This is a genomic window from Blautia sp. OF03-15BH, from assembly GCF_003463065.1.
Lineage (GTDB): Bacteria > Bacillota > Clostridia > Lachnospirales > Lachnospiraceae > Limivivens.
Genome location: NZ_QSCM01000013.1, coordinates 41,075 through 61,082 on the forward strand (window position 1 = coordinate 41,075; position 20,008 = coordinate 61,082).

At 38.9% G+C, this 20,008-nt stretch carries 20 protein-coding genes and 2 pseudogenes; 5 read left to right on the plus strand and 17 right to left on the minus strand.

Annotation, left to right across the window (positions count from 1 at the left end):
- Position 1: 1 nt before the first annotated feature.
- Entirely contained in the window at positions 2-601 is a 600-nt protein-coding gene (locus DXA57_RS12835; RefSeq protein WP_117767745.1) for an ECF transporter S component, read from the minus strand.
- 66 nt (positions 602-667) lie between these two features.
- Positions 668-1,063: a pyridoxamine 5'-phosphate oxidase family protein gene (locus DXA57_RS12840; protein WP_117767746.1), complete on the minus strand. Its 396-nt coding sequence runs from the start codon at positions 1,061-1,063 to the stop codon at positions 668-670.
- A gap of 145 nt (positions 1,064-1,208) precedes the next feature.
- Between DXA57_RS12840 and DXA57_RS12845 the strand changes: the two genes are divergently transcribed.
- A complete protein-coding gene (locus DXA57_RS12845) occupies positions 1,209-1,556 on the plus strand; it encodes a winged helix-turn-helix transcriptional regulator (protein ID WP_117767747.1) in 348 nt (115 codons plus the stop codon).
- Positions 1,557-1,618: 62 nt separating this feature from the next.
- Here the strand turns inward: DXA57_RS12845 and DXA57_RS12850 are convergent.
- Positions 1,619-1,831 (minus strand): annotated as a pseudogene (locus tag DXA57_RS12850) (23S rRNA (uracil-5-)-methyltransferase RumA); the annotation flags it as partial.
- Between the two features lie 67 nt (positions 1,832-1,898).
- Positions 1,899-3,575 (minus strand): recombinase family protein, encoded by a 1,677-nt coding sequence (locus DXA57_RS12855; protein ID WP_199612733.1) that lies wholly within the window; start codon positions 3,573-3,575, stop codon positions 1,899-1,901.
- An 817-nt stretch (positions 3,576-4,392) separates the two neighbouring features.
- Here DXA57_RS12855 and DXA57_RS17760 point away from each other — a divergent pair.
- The 3 genes and pseudogenes from DXA57_RS17760 (at position 4,393) to DXA57_RS12875 (ending at position 5,706) form a co-directional block, all read left to right on the plus strand.
- A pseudogene (locus DXA57_RS17760) lies at positions 4,393-5,034 on the plus strand (DUF6076 domain-containing protein).
- 9 nt (positions 5,035-5,043) lie between these two features.
- Entirely contained in the window at positions 5,044-5,487 is a 444-nt protein-coding gene (locus DXA57_RS12870; protein WP_117767749.1) for a GNAT family N-acetyltransferase, read from the plus strand.
- Between the two features lie 33 nt (positions 5,488-5,520).
- Positions 5,521-5,706 (plus strand): hypothetical protein, encoded by a 186-nt coding sequence (locus tag DXA57_RS12875; RefSeq protein ID WP_243005796.1) that lies wholly within the window; start codon positions 5,521-5,523, stop codon positions 5,704-5,706.
- 161 nt (positions 5,707-5,867) lie between these two features.
- On the opposite strand, the gene DXA57_RS12880 is transcribed toward DXA57_RS12875, so the two are convergent.
- From DXA57_RS12880 to DXA57_RS17530, 9 genes are all read right to left on the minus strand, one after another.
- Complete coding sequence (locus tag DXA57_RS12880) at positions 5,868-7,109, minus strand: IS256 family transposase (RefSeq protein ID WP_117767750.1); 1,242 nt, start codon at positions 7,107-7,109, stop codon at positions 5,868-5,870.
- A 1,155-nt stretch (positions 7,110-8,264) separates the two neighbouring features.
- On the minus strand, positions 8,265-11,363 hold the full coding sequence (locus tag DXA57_RS12885) for a type I restriction endonuclease subunit R (protein WP_117767751.1): 3,099 nt from the start codon (positions 11,361-11,363) through the stop codon (positions 8,265-8,267).
- Position 11,364: 1 nt separating this feature from the next.
- A complete protein-coding gene (locus DXA57_RS12890) occupies positions 11,365-12,261 on the minus strand; it encodes an FRG domain-containing protein (protein ID WP_117767752.1) in 897 nt (298 codons plus the stop codon).
- Positions 12,261-13,472, minus strand: coding sequence for a restriction endonuclease subunit S (locus DXA57_RS12895; protein ID WP_117767753.1), 1,212 nt, complete (start codon positions 13,470-13,472; stop codon positions 12,261-12,263). Before DXA57_RS12895 ends, DXA57_RS12890 begins: the two co-directional genes overlap by 1 nt.
- On the minus strand, positions 13,465-15,039 hold the full coding sequence (locus tag DXA57_RS12900; protein ID WP_117767754.1) for a type I restriction-modification system subunit M: 1,575 nt from the start codon (positions 15,037-15,039) through the stop codon (positions 13,465-13,467). Before DXA57_RS12900 ends, DXA57_RS12895 begins: the two co-directional genes overlap by 8 nt.
- Before the next feature lie 16 nt (positions 15,040-15,055).
- Positions 15,056-15,436, minus strand: coding sequence for a helix-turn-helix domain-containing protein (locus tag DXA57_RS12905; protein WP_158571328.1), 381 nt, complete (start codon positions 15,434-15,436; stop codon positions 15,056-15,058).
- Positions 15,437-15,706: 270 nt separating this feature from the next.
- Complete coding sequence (locus tag DXA57_RS12910) at positions 15,707-16,057, minus strand: TnpV protein (protein WP_117767756.1); 351 nt, start codon at positions 16,055-16,057, stop codon at positions 15,707-15,709.
- Between the two features lie 55 nt (positions 16,058-16,112).
- Positions 16,113-16,373: a helix-turn-helix domain-containing protein gene (locus tag DXA57_RS17330; RefSeq protein WP_199612735.1), complete on the minus strand. Its 261-nt coding sequence runs from the start codon at positions 16,371-16,373 to the stop codon at positions 16,113-16,115.
- 41 nt (positions 16,374-16,414) lie between these two features.
- The gene (locus DXA57_RS17530) at positions 16,415-16,894 is read right to left on the minus strand and encodes a hypothetical protein (RefSeq protein ID WP_243005797.1); all 480 of its coding nucleotides are present in this window, start codon (positions 16,892-16,894) and stop codon (positions 16,415-16,417) included.
- A gap of 355 nt (positions 16,895-17,249) precedes the next feature.
- Here DXA57_RS17530 and DXA57_RS12920 point away from each other — a divergent pair, with 355 nt between their 5' ends.
- A complete protein-coding gene (locus tag DXA57_RS12920) occupies positions 17,250-17,441 on the plus strand; it encodes a hypothetical protein (protein ID WP_117767757.1) in 192 nt (63 codons plus the stop codon).
- A gap of 105 nt (positions 17,442-17,546) precedes the next feature.
- Here the strand turns inward: DXA57_RS12920 and DXA57_RS12925 are convergent, their stop codons facing one another.
- From DXA57_RS12925 to DXA57_RS12935, 4 genes are all read right to left on the minus strand, one after another.
- A complete protein-coding gene (locus tag DXA57_RS12925; protein ID WP_117767758.1) occupies positions 17,547-18,392 on the minus strand; it encodes a nucleotidyl transferase AbiEii/AbiGii toxin family protein in 846 nt (281 codons plus the stop codon).
- Positions 18,389-18,982: a type IV toxin-antitoxin system AbiEi family antitoxin domain-containing protein gene (locus DXA57_RS12930; protein WP_117767759.1), complete on the minus strand. Its 594-nt coding sequence runs from the start codon at positions 18,980-18,982 to the stop codon at positions 18,389-18,391. The genes DXA57_RS12925 and DXA57_RS12930 overlap by 4 nt, the downstream gene beginning before the upstream one ends.
- Before the next feature lie 156 nt (positions 18,983-19,138).
- Positions 19,139-19,273, minus strand: a complete 135-nt coding sequence (locus DXA57_RS17630; RefSeq protein WP_278309149.1) for a hypothetical protein — start codon at positions 19,271-19,273, stop codon at positions 19,139-19,141.
- Between the two features lie 261 nt (positions 19,274-19,534).
- On the minus strand, positions 19,535-19,999 hold the full coding sequence (locus DXA57_RS12935; protein ID WP_117767760.1) for a hypothetical protein: 465 nt from the start codon (positions 19,997-19,999) through the stop codon (positions 19,535-19,537).
- Between the last annotated feature and the right edge of the window lie 9 nt (positions 20,000-20,008).

Sequence of the window (20,008 nt, forward strand, 5' to 3'; positions counted from 1 at the left end):
TTCAGACAGTACCTTTCAGTACCGGGCGCAGTCGTTTATAGACTAACATCGTAACACCGCTGATTACAAGTCCCTTCAGAAGATTAAAAGGAAACGCATTGTAAAGAACTACATCCAATTTCGTATGAATAAATGGGATGAACTCTCCAAAGGAAACGATCAGTTGTTCCAAAGGCATAAACTGCTCAAACAGCGGCAGAAGAATAAAATAATTTGCGACAGCCGCAACAATACTCATCACAATGCTGCCGACAATTCCGGCAATCCATGCCGTTTTTTTCGTCTTATGACACCCATAAATCAGCCCGGCGGTAAAAACAAAAGATGCACCCATCAGAAAGTTTGCCAGTTCGCCGACTCCGCCTGTTGAAGTGGAGAAAAGCTGCAAGGCATTCTTTACAAGCTCAATCAATAAACCTGCCACAGGCCCAAAGGCAAAGGCTCCGATCAAAGCCGGAAAATCGGAAAGATCCATTCTGGCAAAAGCAGGAGACAGCGGAACCGGGAACTCTGCAAACGCCAGAATATAAGCGATTGCGGATAGAAGCGCAGTCATGTTAATGGTACGGACAGAAATTTCGGTTGCGGAAACAGTACGCATAATTCTCCTTTTGAGATATGATTTGGATTTAAGAAAAAACCCCGAAGATTGCATTACAGTTCTTTCTTAGAACTCGTAAGGAGGATTGCCTGAGAAGTCGGCAATCACGCCGTGAGGATCTTCCAGATAGAACACCTCAAAAATGGGATTGTCGGCGGTCTGGTACTGACCCTTGACAATCGGATTGTTCATGCAGTCTTCCTTAACTGCCATGTTATTCTCAAACACCGCCTTGCCATGCAGACGAATCCATGCGTAGCTGGGGCTGGAGACGGACACTTCCACATAGGGATTGGCCTGCATATCCTGATAGACATCCTTGGTGTTGTTGGTGCAGAACCAGAGCTTGCCGCCCTGCTCGAAGCAGAACATGAAGGGACGGCACTTGGCTTTTCCGTCACGGCCAACGGTGGCGAGATACTGAACGGGATTTTCCTGCAAGAATTCAACGACTTTTTTCATTATAATTACCTCCAGAACGTGTTTTGGTTTCGGAAAGGTTGCTTTTTCCTTTCTCTGGTACTATAATAACGCTGTAGTTCTAATTCGTAAAGTAAGCACAATAATGTGCTGTAGTTACCAAAAAGAAACTATTGGAGGATTTAACATGGAAGACATCAAAACAAGTGAAACAACGCCGGTAAAAGATTTACCTGCCTGTCCGGTGGAAACCACTCTCATGCTGATTGGGGATAAATGGAAGGTTCTGATCCTGCGAGACCTGATGCCTGGAACGAAACGCTTTGGAGAATTAAAGAAATCCATTGGCCATGTTTCGCAAAAAGTATTGACGGCTCAGCTTCGGGATATGGAAGCAAGCGGGCTGGTCAACCGTAAGGTCTATGCAGAGGTACCACCCCGTGTGGAATATACATTAACGGAACTGGGATACAGCTTGAAGCCAGTACTGGATGCGCTCTGGAATTGGGGCGAAGAATATAAGGCCAAACAATGAAAAAGCCGAAGCAACACCATGAATGAAGGGTTGCTTCGGCTTTTTATTTCTTGTACTTCGGGCTAAATCATTTGAAAATACTTCAATGCCTCCATAATCGCAGTTTCTTTTTCAGGTGGGCATTGCGGCTGTTTGGCATTTTCCTTTTTTGACAGGTTATAATTTTGCCCGACCTCCAGACCGCATTTCCGCTTGATCTGTGAGATATACAGGAAAGATACCTTTAATCCGGTCTGCTCCATCACCCGTTTCTTGATCTGTTCGTAAGTAGCTCCCTGCTGGAAGCCAGAGGTATCCATATCCTCCAGCGAGAACTCCACCCGTATTTTCTTCGAGTCGATCTCACCCTTTGGAAAGCAAGACAACCGTATGAACATGTGAATTATTATCCAAACTAATACTCATATCTTCTTCAATAATCGGAAGCCTAAACTTAATGGATTTCAGCCACTGTCCGTTTTCCTGTCGCTCTGGATATATCTGAATTTCAGAAATCAGCGATTCCATAACCTGTCGTTTTTCCTGTTCGTTCATCACTGCATACAGTTTATCAAAGCAGATCAAGACCTTGTAGATATTATCTCCCGTCAGTTTTTCTGCTTCAATTGACATTTTCTTTGCCCTGGCAGCAATCAGCAGATTTTCTGTATCCTCAATCTTATCATACAGCTTGTAAAGGCGGTCATCAAGGTCTGTCTTGTGCTTGATATAATGCTTATCATCCGGATCAAGGGAATCGATTTCTTCCATCAGCCTTGTTTTTGTAGAATAGCTCTGCCGGAGCTGCCTTTCATGCGCTGCGATCTCCTGCTCAATCACAGAGGTATCCACTTTCATATTGATTTTTTCCTGCATCATGGCGGCAAATTTTGGATTACTAACTAATTTTACAATGACTTCTGCCACAGCATCATCCAGCAATTCCTCATTGACTTGCTTTTTATAATCACATTTGTGTCCATAAAGCATAGTGCGATGCTTGCAGCCATAATAAAAGAAATCCTTGTACTTTGTACCGTCAGCTTTATGCTTGATGCTTTTATTGCCGTACATCCCAGCTCCGCAAACCGGGCATTTTACAATACCGGACAGCAGATGGATCTTATTATCTTTGCCATGATTGACTTTTTCATATTTTTTCGCCTGTGCCAATAACTTCACCTGCGCTTCATGCCAAAGTTCCTCTGAGACAATCCCCTCATGCAATCCATCCACCAGTAAATAATCATCCTGCTCCACAAGCTTATAGTCATTTCTTGTACCATGAACCTTTTCCGTTCTGCGTCTGCCATAAGCAATTTTCCCGCAGTACACAGGATTTTTCAGTATCCTTCTGATTAATGCCGCATCGAACAACGGATTTTTCCCGTTCTGTCTTGGTATCTTACGAATACCATGATTTTCAAGATATTTTGTCAGTCCGTTTGCTCCTATATCTGTGTGCACGTACTGATCAAATATCACACGGATTGCTTTTGCTTCTTCCTCATTGATAAAGAGCTGTCCCTTTTCCAAACTATATCCATACGGAGCAAAACCACCGTTCCATTTACCCTCACGGGCTTTCTGAATTCTGCCCTCCATGGTCTGCACACGGATATTTTCACGCTCAATCTCTGCCACCGCTGACAGTACGGAAATCATCAGCTTTCCAGCATCCTTAGATGAATCAATCCCATCCTCAACACAGATTAGGTTAACGCCAAAGTCCTGCATGACCTGTATGGTAGAAAGGACATCCGCAGCATTTCTGCCGAAGCGTGACAGCTTAAATACCAGAACAAAGGAGACACCATCCTTGCCGGATTTAATATCCTTCATCATACGGTTGAACGCTAATCTGCCCTCGATGGACTTACCGGATTTACCGGCATCTTCATACTCACCAACAACCTCATAGTCATTGTACTCGGCAAATGCTTTCATTCTGGATTTTTGTGCATCCAAAGAGTATCCATCAATCTGCATGGCGGTAGATACTCTTGTATAAATATATACTTTTGTTTTTTCTTTTTTCATCCCACTAGTGCCAATGAGATCTTTAGATATGAGGTCGTGCAATGGCTTCCACTCCCATGAATCCACACACCCGCCGTCCGGCTGAGTTGGTGATGTTGTTGCAATGCTCCAGATTGATCAGGCGTTTTCCGGTTCTTCGCCATGGTACGCCACCTCCTTCTTCTTTCGTGCGGTGTACTCTTGCAGAAAAGCAATCTTGCCCTCCTTCATCAGCTTGTCCACCAATGCCACCCGCTCTTCCAAATCGCCCACAGTCAGCACATTGGCAGGTGCTTCGCTCCTTCTATTATGGTTATGACGGATTTTTCAAAAAACAGGCTAATGACAGGACAACTTATCTGAGAACGTAGATTTCTTCACATTTACATGATATAATCAGAAAAATGGAAAAACAGGACAGGAGGGCAAAACATTTCCTGTCGGTACGCTTGCCTGTGATGCACTGAATGTCCCTGCGGATACCATTGCAAAGGCGAACGAGCAATGCGAGAAAATCAATCTGCTGCTCGAAACATTAAACACCGGACAGGATGCTTCTGCACTCTGTCCTATGGCAAGGGAAGCTACTCTGGCGATGCTGGATATTCTCAGCGAACCCCCGCCGTTCTCCTATATGGATATACCAAAGCACAGAGAACGGATAGAAAGGGTCTTTACTGCGGACAATGCACTGAAATATGTGGAGTTTGTCACAAAAATCGCAACCAATTCTTTGCAATTTGAAGAAATCCAGAACTATGCCGAAGCAATCACGCTCCAGCGCTATACCGCCGTATGCGGGCATCTGGCCTACTCCCTTGGGGAATACCACACAGCCATGCTTGATTTTACAGAAAAATCGGATTGCAATGAAGCAGACCGCACTGCAGAGGGCTTTGCCAAAATGTTCGGCAGCTATTTCCCGCCGGAGTTTTCTATCACGGAGGGCAATGCCTGGATGTCTGTTGCAAATAACTCTGTTCAATATGTGGCAACCATCCGTCCCGGCGAAAAAGTTGCGAAGCTGGTCAAGCGGATGCACTATGTATCCTTTGTGGGGATGTTCCGGTCTGATCTCTTTGAGGGCCTGTGTGTTGGTCATGCACCGAAGAAATGCAAAATCTGCGGAAAGTGATTTCTGACCACCAGCGCAAGGCACACCAAATACTGCGGCGGCTATGCACCGGGGGCCAAGCTGCACCGCACCTGTCGGCAGATCGGCAACCTGAAAGGCAGAGAACAACGGGAGCTTGCGAACGATCATCCGGTGAAACAGATTTATGAGAAACGGCTGAACACCATAAACCGCTATGTGAAGTGTGGTACTCTGGACGCTGATCTTGCAGAGGTTATGAAAAAGCTTGCAAAGGATAAAATGCTTCGAGCGCTGAGCAATGTCGCCTATGCCAAAGGTGATTACGAAAAAGAGATGGGACAGGCGGCTTTGAAGAAAGAAGCATTGAATAAATATAACTTATAGGTATAAACAATGAAAATTATTGAGGTTACAGAAAACAAAAAGGAATATCTGGATTTGCTGTTATTGGCTGATGAGCAGGAAAACATGGTAGATCGCTATCTTGATAATGGCAGGATGTATATCCTCGATGATAATGGAGTTAAAAGCGAATGTGTCATAACCGGCGAAAGAAATGGTGTGCTTGAAATTAAGAACATTGCAACAGTTCCAGAACATCAAGGCAAAGGCTATGCAAAAGCTTTGATTGACTTTATCATCGAGAAATACAGCGGACAATATGCTGTTCTGCAAGTTGGAACGGGCGATAGTCCACTGACAATACCATTCTATGAAAAATGTGGTTTTGTCCGTTCTCACATAATACCAAATTTCTTTACAGACAATTATGACCACCCAATATATGAAGGTGGTGTACAGTTGGTGGATATGGTGTATTTGCAAAAAAAGTTCTAAATGCTGATATGGTAAACCGGAAGGAGGTGCGCTATGCTGAATGATTTTATATGGAATATGACCGGATACATACCAAAACACCAAGTCAATCCGCACGGTGACGGTATCATTCCCTATGTGGCAAAGCGCATCTTCCAACTGGAACCGGAGCCGCCAACGGTGGGCAGTCTGAATGAATATATCCTGTCTGCCTTGCGGGAAAAGAATTTGCTTTATTGAGACTGTGAGAAAAAGTCTGTAAATAAGATTCTTCTATGACAATGAAGGGTGAAAAGTTCTTTCATAGCGCTTTTCGCCCTTGCTTTATATATAACAGTTGCCAATCTGCATGTCAAGAGCAGGCGGATCTTCCGCCTGTCTTTAACATGTCTCAAAACGGCTTATTCTGGTAATCGTCCCTCGTACATAATACTCAGTTCTCCGTAGACCTGTGCCCAGTTCCGGATGGTAGTCGTCCATTTTTTTGTTGCCTCAAATGTGGCCAGATACAGGGCTTTCAGAAGTGCGGTGTCACTTGGAAATACGCTTCTCTGGCGGTTCAGCTTACGGTACGTGGAATTCAGGGATTCGATCGCATTGGTCGTATAAATGACCTTCCTGACGGTGGCTGAAAACTTGAAGATCGGAGAGATCGCATCCCAGTTATCTTTCCAGTGTTTCATGGAATTCGGGTATTTCGGAGTCCATTTTTCGGTTACCCGCTCAAGGGCTGCCAGAGCTTTCTTTTCGTCAGCTGCCTGGTAGATCGTTTTCAAGTCTGTTGCAAAGGATTTTCGATCTTTATCGGGAACATATTTCAGAGTATTTCTTACCTGATGCACGATGCAACGCTGGTACTCTGTTTTGGGAAAAGCGGCAGCAATCGCTTCTTTGATTCCAGTCAGGCCATCTGCACAGATGACCAATACATCTTTTACACCCCGGTTTTTCAGCTCATTCATAACCGACAGCCAGTATTTTGCACTTTCATTGTCTCCGATACTGATCGTCAGGACTTCCTTCTTTCCTTCTGTATTGATTCCCAGAATGACGTAAGCGGCAAGCTTACGGATCACTCCATTATCCCGCACAGAATAATGGATCGCATCAATATACAGGATCGGATATACCTCATCTAATGGTCGGTTCTGCCAGTCCTCGATCTGTGGAAGGATCTTGTCTGTAACATCAGAAATGAAACTTTCGGATGTTTCAAAACCATAAATATCTTCGATAGTTTCGGAGATCTGTCGTGTAGTCATGCCTTTTGCGTACATGGAGATAATCTTTTGATCAATATCAGAAATGTCTTTCTGGCGTTTTTTTACTACCTGTGGTTCAAAAGTTGACTTACGATCCTGTGGTACTTCAATCTCCATAGAACCATAACGACTGTTGACCTGTTTGCGTTTATAGCCATTTCTGTAGTCGTCATTATCAGAACGTTCTGATTTTTCATAGCCAAGGTGGTCGTCCATTTCCGCTTCCATCATCTCCTTAATAGTGCCGCCTAAAAGGTCTTTCAGGGCATCCTGGATATCTTCTGCGGGCTGAATATCATACTCTTCAAGAAGCTGGTGGATGATGTTTCTTTTACCTTCTGTCATTTGTACTCGATGTACAGGTTTCTTTTGTCTTGCCATAATAAAAGGCCCTCCTAATGATATTTATTTTATCATAGAAGAACCTTCTAAACATTATTTTACAGAAAAAGTTTCATACTCTCGCTTTTTCATTTTGCCGTAAGTTGCAGTAAGGATATTTTTGATTTTCTAATTGAATCTTAATGATACCTCTGGACAAATTGTCCAGAAGTCATTTTGACATTTACGAAATTCCGGACACCTCATCAAGAATTTATAATACAAAATCTCTACGCCTTATTTGGGTGCAAGTTGCACCGTAGTACTTCATCCCAACTTGGGACGAAGTTGATTTTCAGAAAATAGAAGCACTGTCTTGTGTTCAATTCGTCCACAAGCATAAAGCTCAGCCCTTCAACTTCTACACAAATTATGTCGAAGTGATTTTCGTTTTTCTGTTTCCTACATTTTTAACTTTGTGCCAAGTTGGCACGAAGTTTTTCACCCAACTTGGGATGAAGTTGTATCCGAGCATTGCCACTTTTGTTACTTGTGGGCGAGTTGCCCACAAAGTTTCCCGACAATTTGTCGGGAAGTGGATCGCCATACATCACATAAATAATCAGTGACAACTTCTCCCATGTTTTCATGTTTTCATGTTTTCATTTTTTCGTTTATAGAAAATTGAACTTCTATGCAAATTGCGCAGAAGTCAGTAAGTAAAGGTATTCAGAATGAATGCGTAGCCGACACTGCAGGTGGCGTTCAAAGGGGATTGGGGATGCTTCCCCAACAAGCAATTTACGAAGATTGACCCAGAGGGGAAATCAAGAAAATGCGTAAACCTGTACAGGTTTACACTGCTTGCCAAGTAGCGATTTACTTTATATTGGCTTAAAAAATTCCCAACTTGGAAATTTTTACGGAACAACTTTGTACCAAATTGGCGAGAAGTTCTAACATCAATCATTTACTTCAGACCAACTTGGTCCAAAGTTAAATTTTTAAAATCCTATACACCGAAAGATAACTTTATCCCAATTGGGGATGAAGTAAAAATACTCAGATTCATAACTTTCCGACAATATGTCGGGAAGTTTTTTGGCAAAAATCAATCCCCGGCATATTGCCGAGGATTGATACGAAATTTAAATCTCAGCTTCGGTGCAACTTGCACTGAAGTTACCGATATGGGATCAGTCTAAATTACAATCACTATTTATCTAATTCAGACTCACACATTATTTCAGCTTGCTCTATTATCAAATCTACCGCAGTTGCCTGTTTATCCGGTGGATATTTATATTTTCTGAGCAACCTTTTTACAGTAATTCTCATCTGTGCCCTAACACTTTCTCGTACATCCCAATCAACCTTAATATTATTTTTAATGCTGATTGTTAGTTCTTTAGCAATTTGTTTTAGGACATCATTTTCATAGAAATCTCTGGCAGATTCATTGGAAGATATCGCATCATAAAATGCCAGTTCATCGTCTGATAACCCTAGCTTTTCTCCTCTTTTATGAAGCTCATTCATATCTTTTGCCATATCAACCAGAGCCTTTATAACCTCTACCGTCTCTAAAGAACGTTTTTCATATTGAATTACTGAGGCTTCAAGCATTTCAGAAAATTTCTTTGCTTGTACAACATTTTTTTTAGTTATTGCCTTAATCTTGCCGTCAAGCAAACGTCGTAAAAGTTCCAGAGCTAAATTTTTTTGTGGCAGTTCTTTTACTTCCTCAAGAAATTCATCAGATAAAATTGAAATATCCGGTTTATTCAATCCAACGGAAGCAAATATGTCAACGACTTCTTCAGAAATAACTGATTTGGAAACCAATTGACCAATTTCATATTCTATTTGATCTTTCGTTTTCTTCTGTTTGTCTCTTGGTAGTATTTTTATAATACCTGATTTGATGGCTTTAAAATAACTAATCTCTACATTGATTGCCTGAGCTTGCTCAGAGGTCGAACATAATGCGTATGCCTTACCAATTTCTACAACCAAGTTAAGAAATTCTTTTTTCTCGTCTTCCGGTTTACCCAAAACAAAATCCACACCAGAAACAATACACGCCATTCGTTCACTTGCCGAGCCGCTTATATAAGAAGAGTAATCCAATCCATGCAATATTCCTTGAATTTGCTCATACTTCTCAAGCATAAGATCTATTGCTACTTGTGGATCAATACCTGTTGTTTTTCGGTCAGACGGTGTATATTGTGCTAATGCACTTCTTAAATTATCTGCAATACCAATATAATCTACAACTAAACCGCCGGGCTTGTCTTTAAACACACGATTAACTCGTGCTATGGCTTGCATAAGGTTATGACCGCTCATTGGTTTATCGACATACATTGTGTGAAGGCAAGGTACATCAAATCCCGTCAACCACATATCACAAACAATAACAATTTTTAATTCATCTTCAACATCTTTCATTCTCTTTGCAAGTAGCTTTTTCTGAGATGCAGTAGTTGAATGCGGCTGAAATTCAGGTGGATCAGATGCTGCAGAAGTCATAATGACCTTAATTGTACCTTTATCAATGTCGTCACTATGCCATTCCGGACGGTATTCTATAATTTTTGAGTAAAGTTTTACTGCAATCTTTCTGGACATAGCTACAAACATAACTTTACCATTAATCGCCTGTTGTCTAAGGTCGTAATGAGCGATAAAATCTTTCACCACTACATCAATACGACTATCTGTTCCAACAATGGCTTCTAACCTTGCCCATTTACGCTTTTGGCTTTCAGCGTAAGTTTCTTCCTGTCCCTCAACAATGCTGTCATACTCATTATCAATCTTTGGCTTTAATTCCTGCGGAAGATCTAACTTTGCAATCCTGCTTTCATAATAAATCGGAACAGTAGTTTTATCTTTAACCGCTTGAGTCAAATCGTAAATATCAATATAGTCACCAAACAGGGCAGGTGTATTCTTATCGCTCAACTCAACAGGGGTTCCAGTAAATCCAATAAAAGAAGCATTCGGCAATGCGTCTCGCATATGTTTCGCAAAACCAAAAGAAACTTTTCCATCTTTTTCTTTTGCTTCTAACCCATACTGACTGCGATGCGCTTCATCTGCTATAACGACCACATTTCGTCTGGTAGTCAGTGCTTCCATCGACTGGTCACTCTCATCTGGCGAAAACTTTTGGATAGTCGTAAATACAATGCCACCAGCTTGAACGCTTAATAGTTCTCGTAGTTTCTTTCTTGTGTCTGCCTGCTTGGGTGTTTGACGCAAATAATCGGCACTTTTTGAAAAAGTGGTAAACAGCTGATCATCCAAGTCATTTCTGTCAGTAATAACAACAATGGTCGGGTTATTCAATTCTAAAACTAATTGACGAGTATACATGAGCATAGAATAACTTTTCCCGCTACCCTGTGTATGCCAAATTACACCCGCTTTTCCGCTTCCATTTTCAGAAGCTGCCAAGTGAGTGGTATACAATGCTTTATTTACAGCAAAAAATTGATGATAACCAGGCAAAATTTTGAAAGACTTATCTTCCTCGTGAACAAAGAAGCTATACTTTGAAACAATGTCCAAAAATCTCTTTTTATTCGTCATTCCATACAGCATAACTTGCAATTGCGGAAAAGAAAGTCCCGATTCTTTTTCTCCATCAATTGTTCTCCAGAACATAAAGCGATCCAGATCAGAAGTAATTGTACCAACTTTTGCATTGATACCATCACTTGTGATCATAAAGGCATTGTAATAAAACAAAGAAGGAATATCTCTTTTATAAGTCTGAAGCTGATTAAACCCCTCAACAATATCTACTTCTTCATTTGTCGCATTTTTCAGTTCTATTACAACAACAGGAATACCATTTAAGAACGCAACAATATCAGGTCTGCGTTCTTTTCCGTTTTCAATTACAGTGTATTGATTGATTGCCAAGAACTCATTATTTTCAATATCTTTGGCATCAAAAATATAAGCTTTTTCGGTTTTTATGCTTCCGTCCTTCTGCTTAACCTCTACATCAATACCATCGGTTAATAATTTTTGAAACGCAACATTGTTTTGGATAATAGACAAGCTCTGCTGGCGTGTAATCTTTTTAACCAGTTCTGAAATCGTATCATTAGAATATTGTTTGTTAATACGTTTTAATGCACTATGTAACCTGTCGTACAGAACAACATCTCCAAAACTTTCTCTCTCTGAAAAACTTCCTCCCGGTGAAATATCTGGTCCATATTGAGTTTGATAGCCTAAATCTTGAAACCACTCCATTGCTGCTTGTTCAAGATCATTTTCTATAAATTTGGACATTTTATTCACCTGCCTTTACAAAATGTCTTTTTTTGATATACGATGTCTGATGCTCTAATTCTGGGTAGACGAATGCTTCATTTATTCCAATCATATCAAGTTCATGAAGTATCGAAGATTTCTGCTCTGCTGGGATACGTAAATATCTTGGAATCCCTTCATCTACATATTCACTGAGACTATCTTTTAAATTGAAACTGTTTTTTAGATAATAATCAGGAGCAGATATGTCTATTCCCAATATTAAAAACGCACCATTTTGACGTCTTATACGTTCATTGTTCTTAGGAGCTACCACCGGGACATATTTATTTTGAAACTGCGTCTTCAGTCGCTCCACTTTCTCTTCAAAGCTCGATAAAATATCATCCCCGAGTCCTTTTCTTGAAAAATAATCTAAAAAATTACCTTCGCTTCTTCCATCATATTCTGCAAGTGCAGAAAACAATTTCACTTCTTTTTGTGTAGGACGCTGTAGCGATTCGATAAACAAAATCAGTTCACCGTCTTTGTCCTCATGTTCAGAACAAGCAAAATAGAGAGCGATTAAAGGATTGGTTGTAATATCCAGCAATCGAGTCGGCAAGCCGTAATGTTGCATTTTCACCAACTGTTCAAAATCCGTCATATGATTTCCAAATTCCAGTGGCTCTTGCAATATCAGTTCATTAACAATGGTAGTTTCTTTTGCTAATAGTCCATTTCTAAAAATACTTCCATCGATGCCGAATTCAATGTCAGATTGTCCACGAAACAGCAATGTACCAGGTATTTCATTTTCAGAAATTATACGACTATAATCAGATAGCTTTGACAGTAAGTGAGAAACAGAATATATTGAAAATTGTTCATCTACCTCATCTTGTGGATATTCTTTGTATCCTTCACGTTCATCCATCAATTTTCACCTACTTTCACTGGCAGTTCTCCACTCATCAATTTGGGGAGCAGGGTATCTCTAATCTCTGCCAACACTTCGTTTTCTTCTTTGAGTTTTGCGATTTTCTGTTCAATAGGTTTTGCGATTTCTTCAAATTTCAATTGAAGTTCCATCGGCGGTACAGCTATAGGAAACATTTTAAACGCTTCAAAAGGGAAGTTTTGCCTTGTTGTGCCAATCGCATGATGTTTGACTATTTCCTGAAATATCGGTTGTTTCATATAGTAATAAAAGAAAGTAGGAGTAATCGTATCCTTCATCTCAAAAACAGTGTAGATTGGACTAACGAGTCCAATATCATACTCATTGAGCATGGCAATAGAGCCGATATTTGCCCTTGCCGGATTATATGCTACTTGATTGCGGCGAACAATTTTGTAGTTTTTAGTACTTTTACTATAAACTTGTTTTGTAAAAACATCTTCTGATGCTTTAAATTCTCCTTCTTTTACAACCGAAAGGACTGGATAGTCTTTTTCCTCCTTATTTTTATCTTTAACTTCTTGAACAATATCATAAACAGATAATACTTTCCACCCTAATGACGTAACATTTGTTCCAATGGTTGTAAAATCATTAAATTGCAAAAAAAGTTCTTTGTAAACTTCAGAAATAAAATCTAATAAAACACTCTGATATTTAATACATACATCTCGTTTTTTATCTATATCATTCAAAATTTTAGCAATACTACGTCTTGTTTTTTCATCTGGTAATATGAAGCTAAAATTTTTTATGCTATTCTGTGTAATACTCGCCTGACTCGCACTACCTCTGGCTGTAGATACAATATAATTTTTAAATGTCTTATTTTTTAACAAATAAAACAAAAATTTCTGATCTAATGGATTTTTTGTTCGTACACGAACAGCATTTTGATTTAATAGAGAACCTGCTGCTTCTTTTTGTACTCTTACAACTTTTCCAACTACAGACATAGGGCTTGTTTCCCAAGATCCCACAGTAGTTATTATAACATCATCCTCTAATAATTTATAATTCTCATATTGCGCAGAATCTTTTATATAAACACAATTATCTAATGTTATATTATATTCATTTAAATCAGAAACTTTTATGATTCTAGTTCCTTCGGTTGCATAATCTTTTGATCTAAATGCAAAACCTTTTTGAAAATCACAAAACTCCTCAAGAAATATTTTATTCATTTTTGATCTCCCCAACGTCTATTTTATAACCAAACATATTAAATACATTTTTTACATCTTCATCTAACAGAGCCGACTCTCTCATTATTAGTGACAACTTTTTAGATAACTCTGTCATCTTTTCAGAAAACGGCTTTTCATCCTCTTTTATTTGAACCACACCAACATAGTTCGAAGGAGCTAAATTATAATCTTTTTCACGAATTTCTTCCAATGTTGCTATCTTCCAAAATCCCTGTTTATCAGCATATTCAATCTCTGTACCCTCTGCCTTTGCTGCTTTCTTCTCATGGTTACGGAAAGAATGATATGCAGAAGTGATTTCATCAATAGTTTTTGCAGTCAGCTGTCTCTGTGTACGACTGTCCTCATAAGGTTCTGTTTCCATATTTCTAGCATCGATAAACAGAATTTCTCCATGGCGATCACGGTGTCCGTTTTTCAGCTTATTGCGAGCCATAAACCACAGGCAAACAGGAATCGATGTTGTTGAAAACAATCCTCCCGGCAAAGTAACAATACAATCGATTTTGTCATCTTCAATCAAGTTTTTACGAATATTATATTCACTGATTGTAGAAGATGAAAGCGAACCATTCGCCAATACAAAACCCGCCGTTCCGCTTGGCGCTAAGTGATAAAGCATGTGCAAAATCCAAGCATAGTTGGCATTACCCGTAGGCGGAATACCGTATTTACTCCATCTTGGATCATCTATTAAACGCTCGCCGCCCCAGTCACTAATATTAAAAGGCGGGTTTGCCATAATATAATCTGCCTTTAAACTCTTATGCTGATCGTTATGGAAGGAATCCGCATTTTGCTGACCAAGGTTTGCTTCTATTCCACGGATAGCAAGATTCATTTTACAAAGTTTCCAAGTATTATAATTGGATTCCTGCCCATAAATAGCTAATTGTCCGTCAATTCGTCCCTCTCTGTCTTCAACAAAGCGTTCACTCTGTACAAACATACCGCCTGAACCACAGCAAGGGTCATAAACTCGTCCATCGTGAGGTTCAATCATAGCTACAATCAACTCAACTACACTGCGTGGAGTATAGAACTCTCCACCAAGTTTTCCTTCAGCACGTGCAAACTTTCCAAGAAAATATTCATATACAGATCCTAAAGTGTCTTTGTTCTTATCGTTTCCAATCTCAAGTTCAGATAACAAATCAACCAACTCACCCAAAGAACGTTTATCTAAAGATGCTCTTGCAAAATCTTTAGGAAGTACGCCACGAAGGGAAGAGTTTTCCTTTTCAATCACATACATGGCATTATCGATAACCTGACCAATTGTCGGATCTTTAGCACTGTTTTTAATTGTTTCCCAACGTGCTTCCTGCGGCACCCAAAACACATTTTTTGCAAGATATTCGTCTCTATCTTCCGGATCGGCGTATTCATCTTGAGAAATTTCTTGATAAGCTCTTTCAAAACTATCAGAAATATATTTCAAAAATATAAGACCAAGACATACATGCTTATATTCTGCAGAATCCATATTATTACGAAGTTTATCCGCCATTACCCACAAATCTTCTTTTCTTAATTCAGCCATTTTTATTCCTCCACCATCAAATAATCTGCGATACTTTTGCCCAGATTTGCTTTTCATTTGGACTTTCTTTTGCCGTTCTAATAATTTTTAATATTGATTCATTTTCCATTAGGTATTCTTTGATATCTGCTGGAACATCTTTTCTTTCTTTTGCAGCTAAATCATACAGCCTGTTCCTTATATCCGGAAATTCTTCTAACTGTAATGCTGTAATTATTCTGTCCAATAATTCTCTTTCGGGAGGTTTATTATTACCCTTTTCGATATCACTGATATATGTAGGTGTTTTATTCACCGCTTTTGCAAGTTGACGAATTGATATTTTTTTTGCTTGTCGGACGGAACGCAAATATTGACCAAATTCAGCATTTTCTGTTTTTAATTTCAAATCATCCACCTTTATCACCTCCATTGTAAGTTAGTTAGCTTACATACTTATTTTATACTGTTTGCTCAACTGTGTCAACCGATATACTTACTTCTTTATTTCCGGATAAGATAGGATCAGTATTACTATACTCAGTATTATTAATATCAGTATTATTAACTTGTGCTTTTGACAACTCTTGAATTGTCAAAAAGACAATTCAAGAGTGTCTATTTCACAATTCAAGAACTGTCTTTCCACATAAAAAATGGGCTGCAAATTAAAGCAACCCATTTTTTCTTAACTATAAATTAACTCCGCTAAAACTATTTCTTCTGCCTGCGCTTTTAGGCTGTTCATGTGTTGTACCCATGCCATTTGATGTGTCGCTTTGTTTGGCGTTGGATTTCTCTTAAGTAATTCAGTCATCAACTTCTCTACTCTGCAATGTGCCGTTTCATCAATCTCCCACAGATACGGAAATAGTTGCTCCCTGAGAATTAGGTCGTTTAGTAGCATCGGATTCTTCTCTTGCAAATATGCTCTCCTCATTCTGCCGTATTTGCCCAAGACTTTGTGTTTGTATGGACTAAACTGGATATCAGGAATAAAATAATCGCCACACTTATAATATCTAAACTCTTGTCCCATAAGGATACCTCCAATCAATTTCTATTTCTAAAGTTATTGTAGCCTGTTTATATCCTTATATGAAGTTTGTCGATTGCTTTTCATTTACGGCATCCATAATTTGCTGATAGACTTTTCTGGAAGGTCTGCGATTTCCTTTTTCCATCTGATAGCAGTAGCTTGCTTTCAAGCCAACAAGCTCGGCAAACTCACGCTGATTCAGTTTTAATTCTTCTCTGATTGCCTTCAAAGCCTCTGTATAAGGCGATGCAATGAACGCAGCAAATGAATCACAGAGAAGTTCCTCATCAATTTTCAGCCGTTCTGAGAGTCTCACAGCGGTATCATATGGTATCGGAGTAATCCCCTGTTCATATTTCAGCAGAGTTGCCGGAACACAATGCCTACCTGCTCGGCAAGTTGTCTGGTTGTAAGATTATTTCGTAGCCGATAATAACGCAGATACTCTCCCGGTTGATTGCCCTTTGGTCTTTTCTCAAATGGCAATATCAGATGAAGGAGCAGCTTTCCATGATGGTATTGATACAATGATGTGTGATTGAAAATACCATTGCAATAGCCCCCGTTCTTTCCTCTTCTGGCATATACATCTTCTCTTCCCCAAAACATAGAAAAGAAACGTATTGCCATTTTCTCTGTAATATACGGTGGATTTACAATACGATCCCCTTGATCCAGGTCATATTCTTCTGCACTTTCTATTTTTTCTTCAAAAGGATTCACCTCTTCATAGGAAATGCCTGCTTTCTTCAATTTATCTTTTAATATCTTGTTCTCATATTTAAGCAACCCAACCATCTTTCTCAATAAATCTGCATCATATGCTTCTATGTTCAAACCTTCCACCTACAATTCTTACTATTTTTTAATGTAACCTTCATTTTGTGTCCCAACCTTATTTTTGTACTCGTTCCAGCTATTTTCAATACTTATTTTTCTTATTGACGACTTCTCTGTCAATCGTATAATTAAGTTAGATACAGAGCATTTCTGTTATCAAAATATATTGTCTGCCCACCATTGGCGACTTATAAATGATTGGCTCGAAAATATTGTTCGCTTACCGGAAGCGTCTAATAAATGTCCGGCTTAAATATTATTTAAAAATTATTTTTGTTTTCGATATTGTATTTTTATCACACATTACATATACTATAAATACACAAAAGCTAGAAAAAGAGGAGGTGTTAGTATGGCTACTTCAAGTATTACTCATAATTTTGTCGTATCCAATCCAAACAGCGTAAAGCGTTTTGTCGCAACAATTGACGAAGCCGACCGTGACCGCACACCAAAGCAGACACTTCCCGGACGTCAGTTAACGAACCCACAGAAAATCTTAGCTTTAATGTCAAAAAGAAAAAAACAAACTCTTAAATATTAAAATTCTTCAATAGAAAATCCTCTAAAACAATAGGTATTTCTTCAAAACTTGTTCCTGTCTTTTATTTTTATTCCCTTTTCATCACTGATCCAGGAAACCTGGTCGCTAAAAAAAAGAAATTTTTTCAATATTATCTACTATTGTTTCCGATACTTCTCCCCACGAAAGATCATCAACAAAATAGTTTACACGCTTAAAATGATTCCACATTTCGTCGAGTCCAAAATCATTTTTAATCTTGTCTAAAGTTTCTCTCATTTCCTCCTCGCCAAAAGAAGTTTCACGCTTCATGCAAGTAGCCGCAAATGCCTTTTTCAAAACATCAAAGCTTATCTGATCAGCCTTTGAATTCATAATCTCATATACATCATAAAAATCCCTCATTCTGGTATTTGCAAGTCCTCTTGCCAAAATCGTCTGCATCTTTTCTGCAAGAAGAGTTTCAAGATTATACGACAAAACTGAAATTGATCTGTCTTCAAACATAAGCTTGTATTTATACTCCACTGCACCTGGCGTGATTGCATCATCCGTAGAAATATCGATCTTAAAAGGTTGTCTCATTCGTTCCAGATTAGCTTCTATCATCATCCTAATGCCAGGATAATCAAATTCTTCCATGATTTCTTTTACTGATGTAATCTTAAAGTTTACCCCATCTTCAAGCTGAAGCTCACCGATTCTCTCAATGATTGCTCTAGCATCCTTCTCATTAAGAGGTAATGCTTTCACAGTGGTATCGATATCCATTGTAGCTCTCATGTCTACGCCAACAATAGAAGCAACAAGCATTCCGCCTTTCAAAATAAAATTATTCCTGTATTCAGAAACAGAAACTCTTTCTAAGAACCTTTCCATAAAATATGTTCTAATTAGTGCTTGCGCAACTTCACTATTCCCGCCGGACATGTTTTTTACTTTGTCTTTAAGTTGTTTCGCTGTATGAATCATATCATTACCTCCACATACATCATCACTTCATCCCTTACTCCAAGTTTAACCGCATACTCAATCAATCTTGAAAGATTCTTTTCCTTCGAGGACATATATTCCTTGATTGCTGTCTGATATAACTGAATTTCATATTTCTTTCGATTTTTAATCAAATCACAAATACATCTTTCCTTGTCATATACTTTAACCAAATTACCGCTGCTTGACGGGATTTCACAGGTTCCCATATCAAGAATCTCTGGGTTTGCGTAACGAACTTCTTTGTTTTTCTTTTTGATATGTGTTGCATTATACCCGGTAGGAACAGTGAAACAAATATGACTGTATTCTCTGTCGATAAGACCATGCAAATAAAGGGCGGTCTCGCCCGAATAAATAATATTCTTATTTCGTTGCTGGAGTACAAACAACTCATCTGGCCACACATTATCTAAGATATAAATGCCGTGTGCCACTTTTTCCATATCATGCTCTCTGACGTATTTTGAGACAGATGGCTTTGATACACCTGATTCAACGGCCTTCGATGTAATCAAATATCCATTGTCTTTTTCAATTAGCGATTCCAAAATATCTGATATTGACATAGTTGTCCTCCTTATCCTTGATATTTGCTTTTGTGCTTAAATTATATTGTATTTAAGCGTAAAAGTAAATACAGTCCTTATATGCTTGCAGAAGTAAAAGATAACACAGCCGAATAATTTCTCAAAAAAGCGACAGTCTGATTTACATTTTGTATTTCAGGAAACTGCCGCTTCTTTTTCTTGTTTATTCTGTTTTTCTTCCTCCAACTCCCGGAGGACTTCTTCGCCGTACTTATCAATCATCCGTACCAGAAAATCACTGCACCGCTCAAATTCAATATTCTGTTGCATAAGCTCCTCCCATCATTGTTTTGATCTGAGCTTATTTTACAGAACCTGCCGGAAAATCACATTGAATAGAAATTGATTATAAATTGACACAATCACTTTAAAAATATCCGCTTACTATTCCAAGCCATCCAATCAGGAAAAATTAGCCCATACCATCCACCAGAATCTTCTTCCACTGATGTCTGACTGTAATATGGCTATGCACCAGGCTCTCAGTTTTATTTATATTTTAAATCCGGAAAAAACCCTCAGCTTGTAAATTTATTCAAGAAAATCCTGAAGGAATACCGGGCACAAAAACGATACAGCCCTTCTATGATCAATGCCCTGCTGGAAATCTTCTTTATCTGCCTTCTCAGAAACCATGAAAAAAACATGATCGTACCAAACCGGGCAGGAAAAAAGCAGGAAAAAAATATTATTATTATACTGAAATATATTGAGCTTCATTACGCAACTCTCACCCTTCCGGAGCTGGCTTCTTTTTTTAATTACACTAAAATGATCTTCTCTTAAAATCGCAGTCAGCAGTGCAGTACATAATTCATAATCTGCATTTGCCACACGCTGCAATTCCTCATTACAATTGATCGGTTCTGTTGTCATATAATCCGCATAGTTTCCCTTAAGGTCACCCAGATCTTCAAACAATCCATAATAAGTTCTTTCCGTTCTTGGATGATCAATGACCGACTGAATCATCTGTGCTTTTTCTTTATTTGTCATTGTTCCTCC